Origin of the sequence: Brevundimonas intermedia, from assembly GCF_027922165.1 — a bacterium.
Classification (GTDB): Bacteria; Pseudomonadota; Alphaproteobacteria; order Caulobacterales; family Caulobacteraceae; genus Brevundimonas; species Brevundimonas intermedia.
This window is the reverse complement of record NZ_BSFD01000002.1, coordinates 306,394-320,015: the sequence shown is the minus strand read 5'-3', so window position 1 is coordinate 320,015 and position 13,622 is coordinate 306,394. Positions and strand designations below refer to the sequence as shown.

Annotated in this window: 15 protein-coding genes; 7 read left to right on the top strand and 8 right to left on the bottom strand. The window is 67.7% G+C overall.

Translation table 11 applies throughout. The features are described from left to right. Positions 1-4: 4 nt before the first annotated feature. Positions 5-1,627 carry a response regulator gene (locus PKE72_RS04160; protein ID WP_271164128.1) on the bottom strand — a complete coding sequence of 541 codons (1,623 nt, stop codon included), beginning with the start codon at positions 1,625-1,627 and terminating at the stop codon, positions 5-7. Positions 1,628-1,836: 209 nt separating this feature from the next. On the opposite strand from PKE72_RS04160, the gene queC reads away from it, so the two are divergent. Genes queC through PKE72_RS04145 form a run of 3 tightly spaced genes read left to right on the top strand, consistent with a single transcriptional unit; the run spans position 1,837 to position 3,568 of the window. Next, a complete protein-coding gene (gene queC / locus PKE72_RS04155; protein WP_271164127.1) occupies positions 1,837-2,568 on the top strand; it encodes a 7-cyano-7-deazaguanine synthase QueC in 732 nt (243 codons plus the stop codon). Next, positions 2,565-3,200 (top strand): 7-carboxy-7-deazaguanine synthase, encoded by a 636-nt coding sequence (gene queE, locus PKE72_RS04150; RefSeq protein WP_271164126.1) that lies wholly within the window; start codon positions 2,565-2,567, stop codon positions 3,198-3,200. The genes queC and queE overlap by 4 nt, the downstream gene beginning before the upstream one ends. Then, on the top strand, positions 3,200-3,568 hold the full coding sequence (locus PKE72_RS04145; protein WP_154726734.1) for a 6-pyruvoyl trahydropterin synthase family protein: 369 nt from the start codon (positions 3,200-3,202) through the stop codon (positions 3,566-3,568). Before queE ends, PKE72_RS04145 begins: the two co-directional genes overlap by 1 nt. Here PKE72_RS04145 and PKE72_RS04140 read toward each other — a convergent pair. From PKE72_RS04140 to PKE72_RS04120, 5 genes are all read right to left on the bottom strand, one after another. Continuing rightward, positions 3,563-4,651, bottom strand: a complete 1,089-nt coding sequence (locus PKE72_RS04140; RefSeq protein WP_271164125.1) for a M48 family metallopeptidase — start codon at positions 4,649-4,651, stop codon at positions 3,563-3,565. The two genes, PKE72_RS04145 and PKE72_RS04140, sit on opposite strands and share 6 nt — an antisense overlap. A 1-nt stretch (position 4,652) precedes the next feature. Further along, positions 4,653-5,819, bottom strand: coding sequence for a YjgN family protein (locus PKE72_RS04135; RefSeq protein WP_271164124.1), 1,167 nt, complete (start codon positions 5,817-5,819; stop codon positions 4,653-4,655). Between the two features lie 112 nt (positions 5,820-5,931). Then, a complete protein-coding gene (locus PKE72_RS04130; RefSeq protein ID WP_271164123.1) occupies positions 5,932-6,624 on the bottom strand; it encodes an alpha/beta fold hydrolase in 693 nt (230 codons plus the stop codon). Between the two features lie 62 nt (positions 6,625-6,686). Further along, complete coding sequence (locus PKE72_RS04125) at positions 6,687-6,962, bottom strand: hypothetical protein (protein ID WP_271164122.1); 276 nt, start codon at positions 6,960-6,962, stop codon at positions 6,687-6,689. Positions 6,963-7,030: 68 nt separating this feature from the next. Further along, the gene (locus PKE72_RS04120; RefSeq protein WP_271164121.1) at positions 7,031-7,888 is read right to left on the bottom strand and encodes an acyl-CoA thioesterase; all 858 of its coding nucleotides are present in this window, start codon (positions 7,886-7,888) and stop codon (positions 7,031-7,033) included. Between the two features lie 179 nt (positions 7,889-8,067). On the opposite strand from PKE72_RS04120, the gene PKE72_RS04115 reads away from it, so the two are divergent. After that, positions 8,068-8,559, top strand: a complete 492-nt coding sequence (locus PKE72_RS04115; RefSeq protein WP_271164120.1) for a winged helix-turn-helix transcriptional regulator — start codon at positions 8,068-8,070, stop codon at positions 8,557-8,559. 35 nt (positions 8,560-8,594) lie between these two features. Further along, on the top strand, positions 8,595-9,266 hold the full coding sequence (locus PKE72_RS04110) for a hypothetical protein (protein ID WP_271164119.1): 672 nt from the start codon (positions 8,595-8,597) through the stop codon (positions 9,264-9,266). 40 nt (positions 9,267-9,306) lie between these two features. On the opposite strand, the gene PKE72_RS04105 is transcribed toward PKE72_RS04110, so the two are convergent. Beyond that, entirely contained in the window at positions 9,307-10,524 is a 1,218-nt protein-coding gene (locus tag PKE72_RS04105) for an RtcB family protein (RefSeq protein WP_271164118.1), read from the bottom strand. Between the two features lie 316 nt (positions 10,525-10,840). Beyond that, on the bottom strand, positions 10,841-12,343 hold the full coding sequence (locus PKE72_RS04100) for a CehA/McbA family metallohydrolase domain-containing protein (protein WP_271164117.1): 1,503 nt from the start codon (positions 12,341-12,343) through the stop codon (positions 10,841-10,843). 147 nt (positions 12,344-12,490) lie between these two features. On the opposite strand from PKE72_RS04100, the gene PKE72_RS04095 reads away from it, so the two are divergent. Together PKE72_RS04095 and PKE72_RS04090 are read left to right on the top strand one after the other, a co-directional pair. After that, positions 12,491-13,192, top strand: a complete 702-nt coding sequence (locus tag PKE72_RS04095; RefSeq protein ID WP_271164116.1) for a helix-turn-helix transcriptional regulator — start codon at positions 12,491-12,493, stop codon at positions 13,190-13,192. 56 nt (positions 13,193-13,248) lie between these two features. Further along, entirely contained in the window at positions 13,249-13,599 is a 351-nt protein-coding gene (locus tag PKE72_RS04090; protein WP_271164115.1) for a VOC family protein, read from the top strand. Positions 13,600-13,622: the final 23 nt, after the last annotated feature.

Here is a 13,622-nt window from a genome sequence, read left to right as displayed (position 1 = left end):
CGTATCAGCCCGCCTTACGCCTGGAGGTGGATTGGCGTTGTTCGCCCCGTTCAGCGCTGGCCAAGGCGGCGTTCATGGCCATCCGCAGGCGTTCCGGTTTGATCGGCTTTTCCACCACGGCGGCCATGCCGACGGACAGATAGTGTTTGGCGTCTTCCGGGTCGGCGTTGGCGGTCAGGGCGACGATGGGGATGCGGCTGACGGGACCGTCCAGGGCGCGAATGGCCTGGGTGGCCTGGACGCCGTCCATGCGCGGCATCTTGATGTCCATCAGGATCAGGTCGTAGCGGTTTTCCTGCACGGCCTGGAGCGCCTCGAGCCCGTCCTCGGCCAGTTCGGAGCTGCAGCCGAACATCTCGCACAGGGCCTGGGCCACGACGCGGTTGGTGGCGTTGTCGTCGACGATGAGGATGTGCGGCGTCGACTGAAGATTCAGTTCAGACAGGTCCGACACGTTCGAGGGCGTCTCGACGGCGGCGACGGCGCGTCGCGCGGTCAGGTCGAAGGCGAAAGTGGCGCCGCGCCCCTTGTTGTTCTCGGCCCAGATACGGCCGTCCATTCGTTCGACCACCTGGCGGCAGATGGACAGGCCCAGACCCGCGCCGTCGGGGCCGGATCCATGGACGAAGGGTTCAAAGATGGAATCGACGCGGTCGGCGTCCACCCCGGGGCCGTCGTCGCGGACACGGGCCTCCATCCGGACCTGATCGCCCTCGACCCAGGCCTTGAGCCCGGCCTCGACCAGGCCGTTGCGAGCGAATTTCAGGGCGTTGCCGATCAGATTGCTGAACACCTGTTTCAGGCGCATGCCGTCGATGACGGCGGCCAGTTCGGTGTCGCCCTCGTAGCCCACCATCAGGGTGACGCCGTCCTGGGACGCGCGCGGCTCCCAGAGGGCCTGGATGTCGTCCATGACGGCGCGCAGCGGGGTGGGGGCGGGGTTCAGCTCCAGCTCGCCGGCCTCGGCCTTCGACAGATCGACGGCGTCCTGAAGAATGCGCAGCAGGCTTTCCGACGAGTCGACGATGGTCTGGACATGGGCCTGGGCCGCCGCATTCAGGGGCTGGCGGCGCAGCAGTTCGGCGACGGCCAGCACGCCGTTCATCGGCGTGCGCAACTCGTGGCTCATGATGGCCAGGAACTGGCTCTTGGCGCGTGCGGCGGCGAGGGCTTGGGCGCGGGTGTCGTCGAGCATGGCGGCCTGGTCGGCCATCAGGGCGTCGTGCGCGCGCTGGCGATCGGTGGCGACCTTGAGCAGTGTGGCGGCGGTGCCGACCCCGTGATAGCGGCCGGCTTTGGTGACGATGAAGCCACGCAGCAGGGCGGCGGGGCCGCCCTTCAGAATGATGTCGCAGAAGGCGTCCATCTCGACATCGCCTTCGACGACCGCCGGCTCAGGGTCCATGGCGCAACTGATGGGGCGCCCGTCGTAGAGGGCGTGGCCGAAGCGGCCGGCGATCTTTTGCAGGAAGGCGGTGCGTTCGACGAGGCCGACGGGGCGGTCGTTCTCGACGACCGGAATAACGAGCGTGTCCGGTTCGCGTTCGAACCGGGCGAGGACTTGGCAGCCGAGGGTCGAGGGTGCGACCGGCAGCGCCTGCTCTGAAAGGGTCTCGATAATCGGCATACTGCCTGGAACTCCTTACTCGAGCTCCATATGCACCGGTAGCGCTTGCGGATTAGTTAAGCCGGATCAAAAAGTTTCGCCGGTTACCAGCGGTGTCATTCGAAGTTTTGCGCCAAAGCCGGGTCTGGTGTAGAAGGCCGCCCCGACCCATATAGGGTCCTTATCCCTTTGTGCATGCGCGCGGCCGACCGGCCGACCGCAGATTTGTCATGAGCGTTATCCTGGAAAACACCGCCACATCGGCCCTGGTTCTGTTCTCCGGCGGGCAGGACAGCGCGACTTGCCTGGCCTGGGCGCTGGAGCGGTTCCAGCGGGTGGAGACGGTCGGCTTCGACTATGGCCAGCGTCATCTGGTCGAGATGGAGGCGCGCCAGGCGGTACGGGCCGGGATCAAGACGGCCCTGCCGCAATGGGCCGAGCGGCTGGGCGACGATCATGTGGTGGACCTGACCGGCTATGGCCGGATCGCGGAGAGCGCCCTGACCGCCGACCGCAAGATCGAGATGGACGCGCGCGGCCTGCCGACGACCTTTGTCCCTGGTCGGAATCTGATCTTCCTGGTGGCGGCTGCGGCCCTGGCGGACCGGCGCGGGCTGGAGGTGCTGGTCGGCGGCATGTGCGAGACCGACTATTCCGGCTATCCCGACTGCCGCCATGAGACGATGGAAGCCATGGCGCGCGCTCTGTCGCTGGGGCTGGACAAGCCGGTGGTGATCGACACGCCGCTGATGTGGCTGACCAAGGGGCAGACCTGGGAACTGGCGGATCGGATCGGGGGCGAGGCTCTGATCGAACTGATCATCGAGGACAGCCACACCTGCTATCAGGGCGATCGGACGCATCGCCACGCCTGGGGCTATGGCTGCGGCGAATGCCCGGCGTGCGAACTGCGCGCGGCGGGGTATGAAGACTGGGTCGCGTCCCAAGGCGCCAAGACGTGACCTATTCGGCCAAGGAAGTGTTTCTGACCGTCCAGGGCGAGGGCGGACAGGCGGGGAGGCCGGCGGTCTTTCTGCGGTTCGCCGGCTGCAATCTGTGGAGCGGGCGCGAGCAGGATCGGGCGAGCGCCGTCTGCAGCTTCTGCGATACGGACTTCGTCGGCGTGGACGGGGACGGCGGCGGCAAGTTCGCCACCGCAGACCTGTTGGCCGATCATGTCGCGGCGATGTGGCGGGGGCGGGCGGGAGACCCGAAACTGGTGGTCTGCACCGGGGGAGAGCCTCTGCTGCAACTGGACGCGCCGCTGGTCGAGGCCCTGCACGCGCGCGGTTTCGAGATCGCCATCGAGAGCAACGGCACCCTGGCGGCGCCGGACGGAATCGACTGGATCTGCGTCAGTCCCAAGGCGGATGCGGCGGTGATCCAGATCAAGGGCCAGGAGCTGAAGCTGGTCTATCCGCAGCCCAAGGCCCCGCCCGAGCGGTTCGAGCATATGGCGTTCGAGCGGTTCTGGCTCCAGCCCATGGACGGCCCCGACCAGGCGGCCAACACCGCCGCCGCCATAGAATACTGCCTGACCCATCCCCAGTGGCGCCTGAGCGTCCAGACCCATAAGTACATCGGCGTCCGCTAATGCCCGTCTTCGAAATCACCAAACAGGCCACCTTTGACGCGGCCCACCACTTCCCCAACGAACCCGAGGGCAGCATCTATCGTCGCGTCCACGGCCACTCCTTTACGGTCGAGGCGACGATCCGGTCCGAGACCCTGGACGCCGAGCATAACTGGGTCGCCGATCTGGGCGCGCTGGACCGGGCGCTGAAGGCGGCGGCGGAACAGCTGGACCACGGCATGTTGAACGAGCACGAGGGGCTGGAACTGCCCAGCCTGGAGAACCTGTGCCTGTGGTTCGTGAAGACGCTGAAGCCGGACTGGCCGGGCCTGTGCCGGGTGCAGGTGGCGCGGCCGACGATCAACGAGCGGTGCGTGCTGAGCCTATAGGCCCAGATTGCGGCGGATCACGCGCAGCGTCGGATCTTCGGCCTTGCAGGCCGATTTGACCAGACGCCAGTCCTCGGCGGAGAGGGCGGGGGCGCCGGGGCGTTCGGCGGCGCGAGCCTCGCGGGCGCGACGGCCGGAGGCCGGGTGGGTGGCGGCGAACTCGGCCGCCTCGGCCAGCTTCTGATCCTCCATCTTTGACAGGCGGTCGAAGAAGGCGGCCATGCCCCTTGAGCTGAAGCCGGCTTCGTGGAGCAGGGCGCGGCCCCGGTCGTCGGCTTCGTGTTCGGCCGCGCGGCCGTAGCTGAGGTCGGTCGCCTGACCGGCCAGGATCACCGCCTGCTGGCCTGCGCCGGAGCCGCCGCCGACCACGGCGTCGAGGATCAGGCCGAACCCGAGGCTGCGCCACACCGCCTGCATGACGTGGCGCTTTTCGACGTGAGCGATTTCGTGCGCGACCACGGCCGCGACCTCGTCCGGGGTTTCGGCCGAGCGGATCAGGTCGTCGGTGACGATGATCGACCCGCCGGGCAGGGCGAAGGCGTTGATCATCGGCGCCTGGACCGCGCGGATGCGAATGTCGAACACGGTGTCGGCGTTGGAGGCCAGACGGTCGGTCATGGCCTGGAGGGCGACCTGGCCGTCCTCGCCGTCGCAGCGGGGGAAGAGGGCGTTCATCTGCAGGTCGAAGTTCCGACCCATGTTGCGTTCGTATTCGACCGGCGTCGCCCGGGCGAGCGGACCTGACAGGGCCGGGATGCCGAAGAAGACGAAGCCGGTCACGGCCGCCGCCACGACGGCGAGGGTCAGGGCCAGGCGCCGCTCGCGCGAACGGTCGCGGCGGGCGGTCTGTTTGGCCAGCAGACCGCCTGATTGGGTCCAGTCCGTGCGCGAAACCACCAGCCGGGCGTCCGGTTCGGCGCTGTGCGACAGGCGGGCCTCGTTCGCCTCGAAGGTCAGCGACAGGCCCTTCGACGGCCAGCGACGTGCCTTCTCCTCCGTCGATATGGTCACGGCCTCCGCATCGACGGAGACGACGGCCGGATGAGACCGGGCGCTCTTGCCGTCGTAGAAGCGGCCGTCCATCTCAGATGGCCGAGAAGCCGAAGGCGTCGGCTAGGCCTTCGCCCGATCCGGGGCCGCGGCCGGTCTGATGCGCCAGCCCGACCTTGGCCTTGCCGGTCGACTTCAGCCGCTGGATCAGGAAGCGCGCTGTCCGCGCCTGGGCCCAGGGCATGAGGAAGCCCAGGGTGACGATGACCAGGAACAGGTTGCTGACCGTCAGCCACCACAGGGGCAGAGCCTTGACGTTCAGGGTCAAGTCCGCGCCGTCCATCGACACCCCCTTGGCGATCGAGCGCAGCATGGCTGCCTGATAGGGCGCCCAGACCAGCAGAAAGATCGGGGCGAGCAGCGCCATCACGCCGTAGACGCCGACGATGATCAAGACGTCCGGCGGGGCGCCGCCGGAATCCGGTTCCGGCAGCAGGCCGGCGAGACCGAGGGCGGCGAAGACGATGCCGACCACCGCGAGCAGCAGAATATAGCCCCCGATGGTGCCGAACCAGCCGATAGCATAAGGACCATAGACGCTCTCGCTCTCCGCGCGACCCACACGGAAGGTCAGTTTGCGGTCGCCGAAGCGCAGTCCGTCCCACAGAGACGCCGCCAACTTGCGTTCCGCCGCAGGCCAGAACCAGCCGGCGGTGACGCCGGAAAGCAAGAGGTAGCCGAGGAAGCGGAGACCGTAGCCGCTGGCCGATCCGGTCAGGCGAAAACGGATGCCGCGCCAGGTCGTGCGGCTGGCCATGTAGCGAAAGGCGCTGAAGACGCCGAAGCCCCACAGCCAGTAGAGGAACAGATAGAAGGGGAAGATGATGAGGGCCGCCAAGCCCGGTTGGTTGAACTGAACCGCAAAGACGATCAGCAGGAAGGGCGCGCCGAGCACGACGAGGGCCAGCAGGAATCCGACAAACAGTTCGACGCCGCGCCCGGTGTATTCGAAGGCCTCGTCATTCAGGCGCACGCCGCGCCAGATCCGACGCCGCACCTCGGTCTTGCCCCAGAACCGCCAGAGGGTCAGGGTCACGAGGTTCAGCAGGCCGTTCTTCAGGCTGAGGCCCAGGAATTTCGACGGCTGGAGCGTGGTTGTGAACACCAGGGTCTCGGCGCCTTCGTCCGGATCGGAAATCGGACCCAAGGCGTCGGCAAGCGGGCGCGCCGGCGTCGGCGCGTCATCGGTACTGTCGGTCAAAACGTATCCCCCTACTGTATCCCCTGCTCTGGATATCCGCAGACAACGCGAGGGTGCAATCGATTAAATCGAGAGCGGGCGTCATCGCCGGGGCGGCGGCCGACGGGGCGCCTCAGGCGGAGAGCCATTCCACTAGGGCGGCGCTGACCGCTTCGGGCTGTTCCAGCGTGGAGGCGTGGCCGCAGTCGGGGATGACGACAAGTCGGGCGCCGGGGACGGCCTCGGCGATTTCCTTTGCGCGGTCCGGTGGGGTCAAGGGGTCGCGGTCGCCGACCAGGACCAGTGTCGGAACCTTGATGTCTGCAAGGTGTGGACGCGAGTCGATGCGCTTGGTGATCGCCGCTTCCTGGCGGATGAAGCCGTCTGGGCCGACGTCGCGGCCCATGCGGATCTGGATGTCGATCAGATCCTGACGGTCGCGATGGGCGGGATGAAGCAGATTGGGCGTGACCTGGGCGAGGACCGCCTCCAGTTCGCCGTTCCCGACCCGTTCTATCAGCAGGCGGCGCGCCTCGATCTGCTCGGGCGTGTCGGCGCGGGCGGAGGTGTCGAGCAGGGCCAGTTTTGACACGCGCTCCGGCGCCTGGCGCAGGATCTCCAGGGCGATATAGCCCCCCATGGAAATGCCCCCGAGCGCGAAACGGGCAGGGGCGTCGCGCAGGATGGCGGCCGCCATGGCGGCGATGCTGTCGCCCTCAAGCGTCGAGGCGACGGTCACCGGGCCGTGAGGCCACAGGGCGACGGTCTGGCGCGCGAACATCTCGGCCGTGCAGGCGAGGCCGGGGATCAGGACGGTCGGGGTCATTTGAGGACCGTAGCACGAAACCGCTTTCGGGCCGGAAGACGAGAGACTGTGGGATCAGCCGATCAGCAGCTCTTGCCCTGACGCTGGCGCTGTTCGCAGCGGCGTTGTTCGCGCTCGTGGTCGCGCTGCTCGCGTTCGCGACGGGCGCGGGTTTCCTCGTCGGAGGTGGTGACGGCGTCGAAGCCGGCGCCGACGACCGCGCCGCCGGCCTTGGCCGCGCCGCCTACGACGGCGGCGGTTCCGCCGACCACGGTTCCGACGACGCAGCCCTGGAGGAGAAGGGCCGACCCCAGCAGCAGAGGCAGGGCGGCGGCGCGAAGGGGGCGGCGTTCGGTCATGGGACGAATCTCTCGTGAGATGTGGAGACTACAGCCGAATGGTGAACGGGGCCTGACCGTTGTCGGGATCAGCCGCCGCGTTGCGGCAGCAGTTTGCGGCGCTGGCGCGAGATCGCCAGCGGGGTTCCGTCCGCCGCCCAGGCGGTCGCCTCGTCCACCGTCCAGCCCAGGCCCAGGTCCAGCATCCGGAACTCGAAGAAGGCCCAGCCCTCGGGGGCCTCCTGCGGCGTCGGGTCGGTCAGGATGTCGATCCGCAGATCGACGGTGGTCATGGGCGCCGGGGTGGACGAAGCCGTCCAGGCCGGGGGGTAGAGGGCGTCCAGCAGATAGCAGAGCCCGACCTCGTCCAGCGGCCGGCGGTCGGCCATCCGCATCCAGGTGCGCTCGATCACCGGCTTGCCCGTATTGCCGCCCAGGATGTTGGGACCGCCGTCGAAGCGGTATTCGACGTGCTGGGCGAAGTGGGGCGACATCGGACCCTGGATGGTGGCGGCGGGGTTCAGACTGTCCAGCGGGGGCGGCGGCAGATGAAGCGGGGTCAGGGGCGGCGCAGCCCCGTCCAGGCCATAGGCGCCGGTGGCGTGATGGGTCATGCGGCCGTCCTGCTCGGCCTCGACCGCCGCATAGATCACATTGCGGCCGCCCTTCAGCAGACGAGGGCGGAAGGCGACCTGATCGCCGAACCGGGCGGCCGACAGATACTGGACCGACAGGGTGCGCAGCGGCGCGGTCAGGGACAGGCCCCGACGCATCGACTGGGCGCAGAGGGCCGCCAGCAGGCCGCCGAAGGGGAAGCCTTTTTCCGGCGCCAGGCCCGAGGGGCCGTTGGAGAAATGACCGGGCACGGGCGCTGACAGGCCGCCGTCGTCCAGCGTGTGAAAGGCCAGGGCGGCGTCGAGGGAGATGGGAGTCGTCATATGGGCCATGGGCGCGATCCTGCGTCAGGCGAAGAAGGGGCGGAAGGCTAAAAGACAGCCTTCCGCCAGTCGGGAACAAGGGCGGCGAACCGGGAGGTCCGTCAGTCCGTTGCCAAACAAGACTGACTTAGCGGGTTCGGTTTGGCAACCCTCTTGCCAAGCGGCTGACGCGAGGTCACTTTTGTCGCATGGGACGCACCGCAGACTACAGCCGCCAAAGCTGCTCCATCGCCGCCACACTGGAGGTAATCGGCGATCCGTGGACCCTGCTGGTCATCCGCGACGCCTTCAACGGGGTGCGCCGATTCGAGCAGTGGCAGGACAATCTGGGCGTGGCGCGGAACGTTCTGGCCGCGCGTCTGAAAAGCCTGGTCCAGCACGGGGTGCTGGAGCCGCGCCCCTATTCCGAGCGTCCGCCGCGCAACGAATATGTGCTGACCGCCAAGGGCAAGGATTTGTACGGGGTTCTGGTGACCTTGCACGGCTGGGGCGCCAAACACGTCTATGGCGAGACCGACTGCGGCATCGACATGGTCCACTCGACCTGCGGCCAGACCCTGACGCCGCGCATCGCCTGCGGCTGCTGCGGCGAGATCGTCAAGCCGAAGGAGATCCTGCTGACTCGCGCGGAGAACCGGCCGACGGTGGGGGATGTGATGCCGAAGGATGAGGCGGCTTAGGGGCGTGGCATGTGTGCGCCGCCAGGGTTTTAGCCTTGGATAAGTTCAATCGACGTCCCAGCCGGAAGGTGCGGGAGCGGAAGGCGATCTTCTTTGTGGCGGCTTTCATGCTCGCCGCAGGCTGTTTTGCCGTCATGATTGTATTCAAGAACGCGTCGATTCCGTGGTTTCTCGGCCTTTATGTGTTCGGTTGGACGCTGGCTTTCCTGGCTTGGCGGCAGGGGATCATTCGCAACTATCGCCTCTGGTTTTCAGGATTGAAGTTCCAGGATATTCAGGGGCCGGGTTTTTCCACCTTGGAAGTTGCCGCGATAAATGAACTTCTGGCCGTGGCGGGACCTGATGCAGGACTACTGCGCCGCCATTTCGAGGGCGCCGAAGTCGTCGCGCGCTACAACTCCGGTGTGGGTGGTGTAACCACCTTTCGCAGCCAGCACCCCAGAAGTCCGGTCAACGACATCACCAACCATATGTCCTGGTTTCTGATGGACGATCTAAGAGCTGTCGTCGGCGCACAGTTCTGGGCGGATGAGACGGGGGTCTTAGTAATGCTGGAGGTCTTCACGGGTGGACTGGACACCCGAGCATTCGATTGGACAAAAGCGTCCTTCGCACCTGCGCCAGAGGCGCTTCCTAAACCACCCATTCCGTCCATGCCGCCGCTGATCACCGAGCCGCATTGGGTTGTATTGGCGTCCGTTACCTGAATGACGAAAGCCGGCCACGCTCGCGCGCAACCGGCTCCCGTCATCCCTTGACGCACACCACCTGACGCAGGGTGTGCACGACCTCGATCAGGTAGGTCTGCGCTGCGATGACCGCGTCGATGTCCTTATAGGCCATCGGGGTTTCGTCGATTACCTCGGCGTCCTTGCGGCATTCCACGCCCTCGGTGGCGCGGACGTGGTCCTCGATCGTGAAGCGGCGCTTGGCTTCGGTCCGGCTCATGGCCCGACCGGCGCCGTGCGAGCAGGTGCAGAACGAGTCCGCATTGCCCTTGCCGCGCACGATGAAGGACTTCGCCCCCATAGAGCCGGGGATGATGCCCAGTTCGCCGTCCTTGGCCGATACGGCCCCCTTGCGGGTCAGGAAGACGTCCTTGCCGAAATGCTTCTCCTTCGAGACGTAGTTGTGGTGGCAGTTCACCGCCTCCTGCGTCGTCTTCAGATCCGGCCAGAAGGCCTTCAGCACCCCGAGCACGCTGTCCATCATCACCTCGCGGTTGGCGCGCGCGTATTTCTGCGCCCACGACACCGCCCGCACATAATCGACGAAGCCGTCCGTCCCTTCCGGGAAATAGGCCAGGTCCTGGTCGGGCAGGTTGATGTGCCAGCGGCGCATCTCGTGCTTGGCCCGTTCGATGAAATAGGTCCCGAACCGGTTGCCCACGCCGCGCGAGCCGGAGTGCAGCATCACCCAGACGTCGCCCGCCTCGTCGAGGCACAGCTCGATGAAGTGGTTGCCCGTGCCCAGCGTGCCCAGGTGGCCGAAGCCGCGCGGGTGCGCCGCCTTGGGGTGTTTCTCGACCACGGCGTCATATCCCGTCTTCAGATCGGCCCAGCGCGTCACGGCCGAGGCCGGCGGTTCGGCGGCCCAGGCGCCCTTGTCGTTGCGCCCGCCATTGTCGGTGCGACCGTGCGGAACGGCCGCCTCGATGGCGGAGCGGATGGCCGACAGGTCGTCGGGCAGGTGTTCGGCGCGGATCGAGGTCCGCACCGCCATCATGCCGCAGCCGATGTCTACACCCACGGCGGCCGGGATGATGGCCCCCACGGTCGGGATCACCGACCCCACCGTGGCGCCCATGCCCCAGTGCACGTCGGGCATGACCGCGACGTGTTTGTGGATGAACGGCAGCGAGGCCACGTTCTTCAGCTGTTTCAGCGCCGCATCCTCGATGGGCACCCCTCGGGTCCACGCCTTGATCGGCGCGCCCGACCCTTCGATCACGTCATAGCCTGACATGGCCGACGTCTCCTTCTCTGTCTGTGATCCTCCCGGACCGGACGGAGAGACGTCGCTTGCGGATACAAGAAACCCCTCCGGCCGGTGGCGGGAGGGGTTGCTGGAAAACCGAAGTCGATGACCGGCCGTTCCCTAACTACCCCTCGCGCATGCGCATTCGCCCTGGACCGGCAGTCGGTCCAAGCTCTTGGGCGCATTCATGGTGACGTAGTGGGTGAACATGGGTCTCTCGTCTTCGGAGGGCGCGTTTACACTCCGAAGTCCGTCTGCACAACCCGCCGGGCGCGAGGAGGGGTCACAAGAGACCTGCTCCCCCTCACCCCTGCGGCGTGATGAACACCGGGTTGACGTAGAACCACAGGTCGCTCCAGGGGTCTTCGCCGGCGGGGTCGGGGGTGGGCTCAAGCTCGGCGCCGTTGGTGCCGCGTACGCGGATGTAGCGGGGCGTGGGCGAGGCGGGGAGGGTGTGGCGGATGGTGATGATCTCGCCGTCGCGGGTCCAGTCGGCGGCGGTGAAGCGGCGCTCGACCCGGGTGGAGGGGTTGTGGTCGGCGTCGCGGTCGGGGCGGGGGCCGGTGACGTCGCCGAGGATCAGGTCCAGGCGGGCGACGGCGCTGTCCTTGCCAGAGGCGTTGGGGCCGGCGGGGTCGCGAAGACGGATGGTGACGACGACGGGCTGGTCGGCCGGGGCCGCAAGCCGGCCGCCGATCCCGGCGGACTGGCCGCCGGATTGCGCCGTCACGTCCAGTTCGGAGATCAGGTCGCCGGTGGTGACGAAGATCCGGCCCTCGCGCAGGCCGTCCAGCACATCGGCGTGGTCGCGGCGGGCCAGGACATAGGTCTTGGAATATTCGCCGGGCCAGAAGTCAGCGCCGCCTTCGCTGTAGTGGCGGTGCGAATCCGAGGTCGAGGTGATCCACCAGCGGCGACCCTCGCCCAGCATCGAGTCCCAGAAGCCGCCCAGGCGCGCGGTCATCTGGTCGAAGCCGCCCATGGTGGGGGCGCGGCCATAGATGCCGCGCACGCCGTCGGACTTGATCGAGCCGTCGGGGTTCAGGGTCGCGGCCTGGTGGCCCGGGGCGCCCTCCATGCCGACCGCCACGCGCGGGGCGGTGTCGTTCCAGTCGCGCAGTTCCGCCGGATCGTACTGACCGTATTCGCCCAGGCCCGTCGCCGAGCGCGACGGGTGGTTGGCGATCACCACGGGCCGGTCGTTCAGACCGTCCATGACCCGCAGGGCCTCGACCATGCGCGGCTCCTGATCGCGGGCGGGGTCAGCGGGCCAGGCCTCGCGCTTGGCGAAGCGGCTTTCGAGATCGCGCAGGGTGTCGCGCTCGGCCTCGGTGCGGGGCAGGATCAGGCTGGAGTGATCGCCGCCGGGCGTGTCGAACTCCATGCCGTAGAAGAGCAGCAGGTCGGGGATCTCGCGCCGCGCCATCAGCAGTTCGGGATAGGCCTGTTCGGCGTTCAGCTTGGAATGGTTGGGGCCGCCGTGGTCGGTGGAGACCATCCAGGCCAGGCCGAAACGATGGGCCATGCGGGCGTTCTGGGGGATCGGATAGACGGCGTCGCCGGCGATGATCGCCGTGGGCGGGGCGTCCGGGTTCGCCGGATCGGGCGTATAGCCGACGCTGTAGCGGCTGTGGACATGGTGGTCGCCAGCCAGCCAGGTGCGCGCTTCGTCCGTGGCTGCGGCTGCGGCGGGCGCGACCGGCTGGAGGCGGGCCGGATGGTGGTGATCGTGCCCCTCGTGCGCAAAGGCCGGCGTAGCGACGACGGTCAGGGCGATCAGGATCGCGGCGTGAGGGCGAAGGGTCATGCGACGGGGTCCGGCAAGGGTTCGACCCGGCCTAGCGGCTCCATATGACAGACTGACGAAAAGCCGGTGCGACAGATGGCGTCCAGAACGAGGTTGAGGGGGATGGATGCTGCCGCTTTCTGGCAGCAGGTCTGCTAGGTTCGCGTGGTGTCCCGGTCCGAACGCCTGCTCGATCTTCTGAACGCCCTGCGGCGGCGTCGCCGGCCGGTCAGCGGTCGTGCGCTGGCGGAGGAGATGGGGGTCAGTCTACGCACCCTGTATCGCGACATCGCCAGCCTGCAGGCTCAGGGGGCGACGATCGAGGGAGAGCCGGGGGTCGGCTATGTATTGAAACCGGGCTTCCTGCTGCCGCCGCTGATGTTCACGCCGGAGGAGGTGGAGGCCCTGGTGCTGGGGTCACGCTGGGTGGCCGACCGGGCCGATGCGCGGATGCGCGAGGCGGCCCTGGGCGCACTGGCGCGGATCGCGGCGGTGGTGCCGCCCGACCTTCGCGACGAGATGGAGACCTCGGCCCTGCTGGTCGTGCCCGGCGCGCCGTTTCCGACCGATCTGGTCGATCCCGCCCTGCTGAGGAAGGCGATCCGCACCGAGCGGCGGCTGAGGCTGTGTTATCGCGACGAGGCGGGGGCGGCGTCGGAACGGGTGGTCTGGCCCTTCGCCCTGGTCTTCTTCGACCGGGTGCGGCTGCTGCTGGCCTGGTGCGAGCTGCGGCAGGATTTTCGCAGTTTCCGCACCGACCGGATCGTTGAAGCCGAGGTGACGGAGGCGCGCTATCCCGCCCGACGCCAAGCCCTGCTGAAGACCTGGCGCGAGGCGCAGGAAAAACGGGGGGAGGCGGGATCATGCTGACAGGAACTGGCAGTAGTCCGGTCTAGGTTTGTTCTCGTAGAAGGCGGAGGGCGAACATGACCGACATTGACGACATTCTTCTGGCGGTGGCCGATCCCGAGGCCAGCGCCCGCTTCTATTCCGGCCTTCTGGGGCGCCGGCCCTTGATGGCCGGGCCGGACCGCGCCCTGTTCATGATGCGCTCGGGTCGAGCGCTGGGCCTGATGCGGCGGGCCGGCGCTGAGGCGGGCGAGGGGCGCGAGCTGGAGTTTCCGCTCGACGACCCGGCCGCCGTCGAACAGGCTCACATCGACTGCTGGGACCGGGGCGCGCGCATCCTGATCCCGCCGACGGAGATGGAGGCCGGGCGCGGCTTTGTGGCGCGCGACCCGGACGGCAACCGGCTGAGGGTGTTCGCGGCGGCGTGAGGCGGCGCGTGTTCGAACACGCG

Excerpts from the sequence above, each read along its gene's own strand:
- PKE72_RS04160 (WP_271164128.1), bottom strand. The coding sequence starts at position 1,627 with ATGCCGATTATCGAGACCCTTTCAGAGCAGGCGCTGCCGGTCGCACCC.
- queC (WP_271164127.1), top strand. The coding sequence starts at position 1,837 with ATGAGCGTTATCCTGGAAAACACCGCCACATCGGCCCTGGTTCTGTTC.
- PKE72_RS04145 (WP_154726734.1), top strand. The coding sequence starts at position 3,200 with ATGCCCGTCTTCGAAATCACCAAACAGGCCACCTTTGACGCGGCCCAC.
- PKE72_RS04140 (WP_271164125.1), bottom strand. The coding sequence starts at position 4,651 with ATGGACGGCCGCTTCTACGACGGCAAGAGCGCCCGGTCTCATCCGGCC.
- PKE72_RS04130 (WP_271164123.1), bottom strand. The coding sequence starts at position 6,624 with ATGACCCCGACCGTCCTGATCCCCGGCCTCGCCTGCACGGCCGAGATG.
- PKE72_RS04125 (WP_271164122.1), bottom strand. The coding sequence starts at position 6,962 with ATGACCGAACGCCGCCCCCTTCGCGCCGCCGCCCTGCCTCTGCTGCTG.
- PKE72_RS04120 (WP_271164121.1), bottom strand. The coding sequence starts at position 7,888 with ATGGCCCATATGACGACTCCCATCTCCCTCGACGCCGCCCTGGCCTTT.
- PKE72_RS04115 (WP_271164120.1), top strand. The coding sequence starts at position 8,068 with ATGGGACGCACCGCAGACTACAGCCGCCAAAGCTGCTCCATCGCCGCC.
- PKE72_RS04105 (WP_271164118.1), bottom strand. The coding sequence starts at position 10,524 with ATGTCAGGCTATGACGTGATCGAAGGGTCGGGCGCGCCGATCAAGGCG.
- PKE72_RS04100 (WP_271164117.1), bottom strand. The coding sequence starts at position 12,343 with ATGACCCTTCGCCCTCACGCCGCGATCCTGATCGCCCTGACCGTCGTC.
- PKE72_RS04090 (WP_271164115.1), top strand. The coding sequence starts at position 13,249 with ATGACCGACATTGACGACATTCTTCTGGCGGTGGCCGATCCCGAGGCC.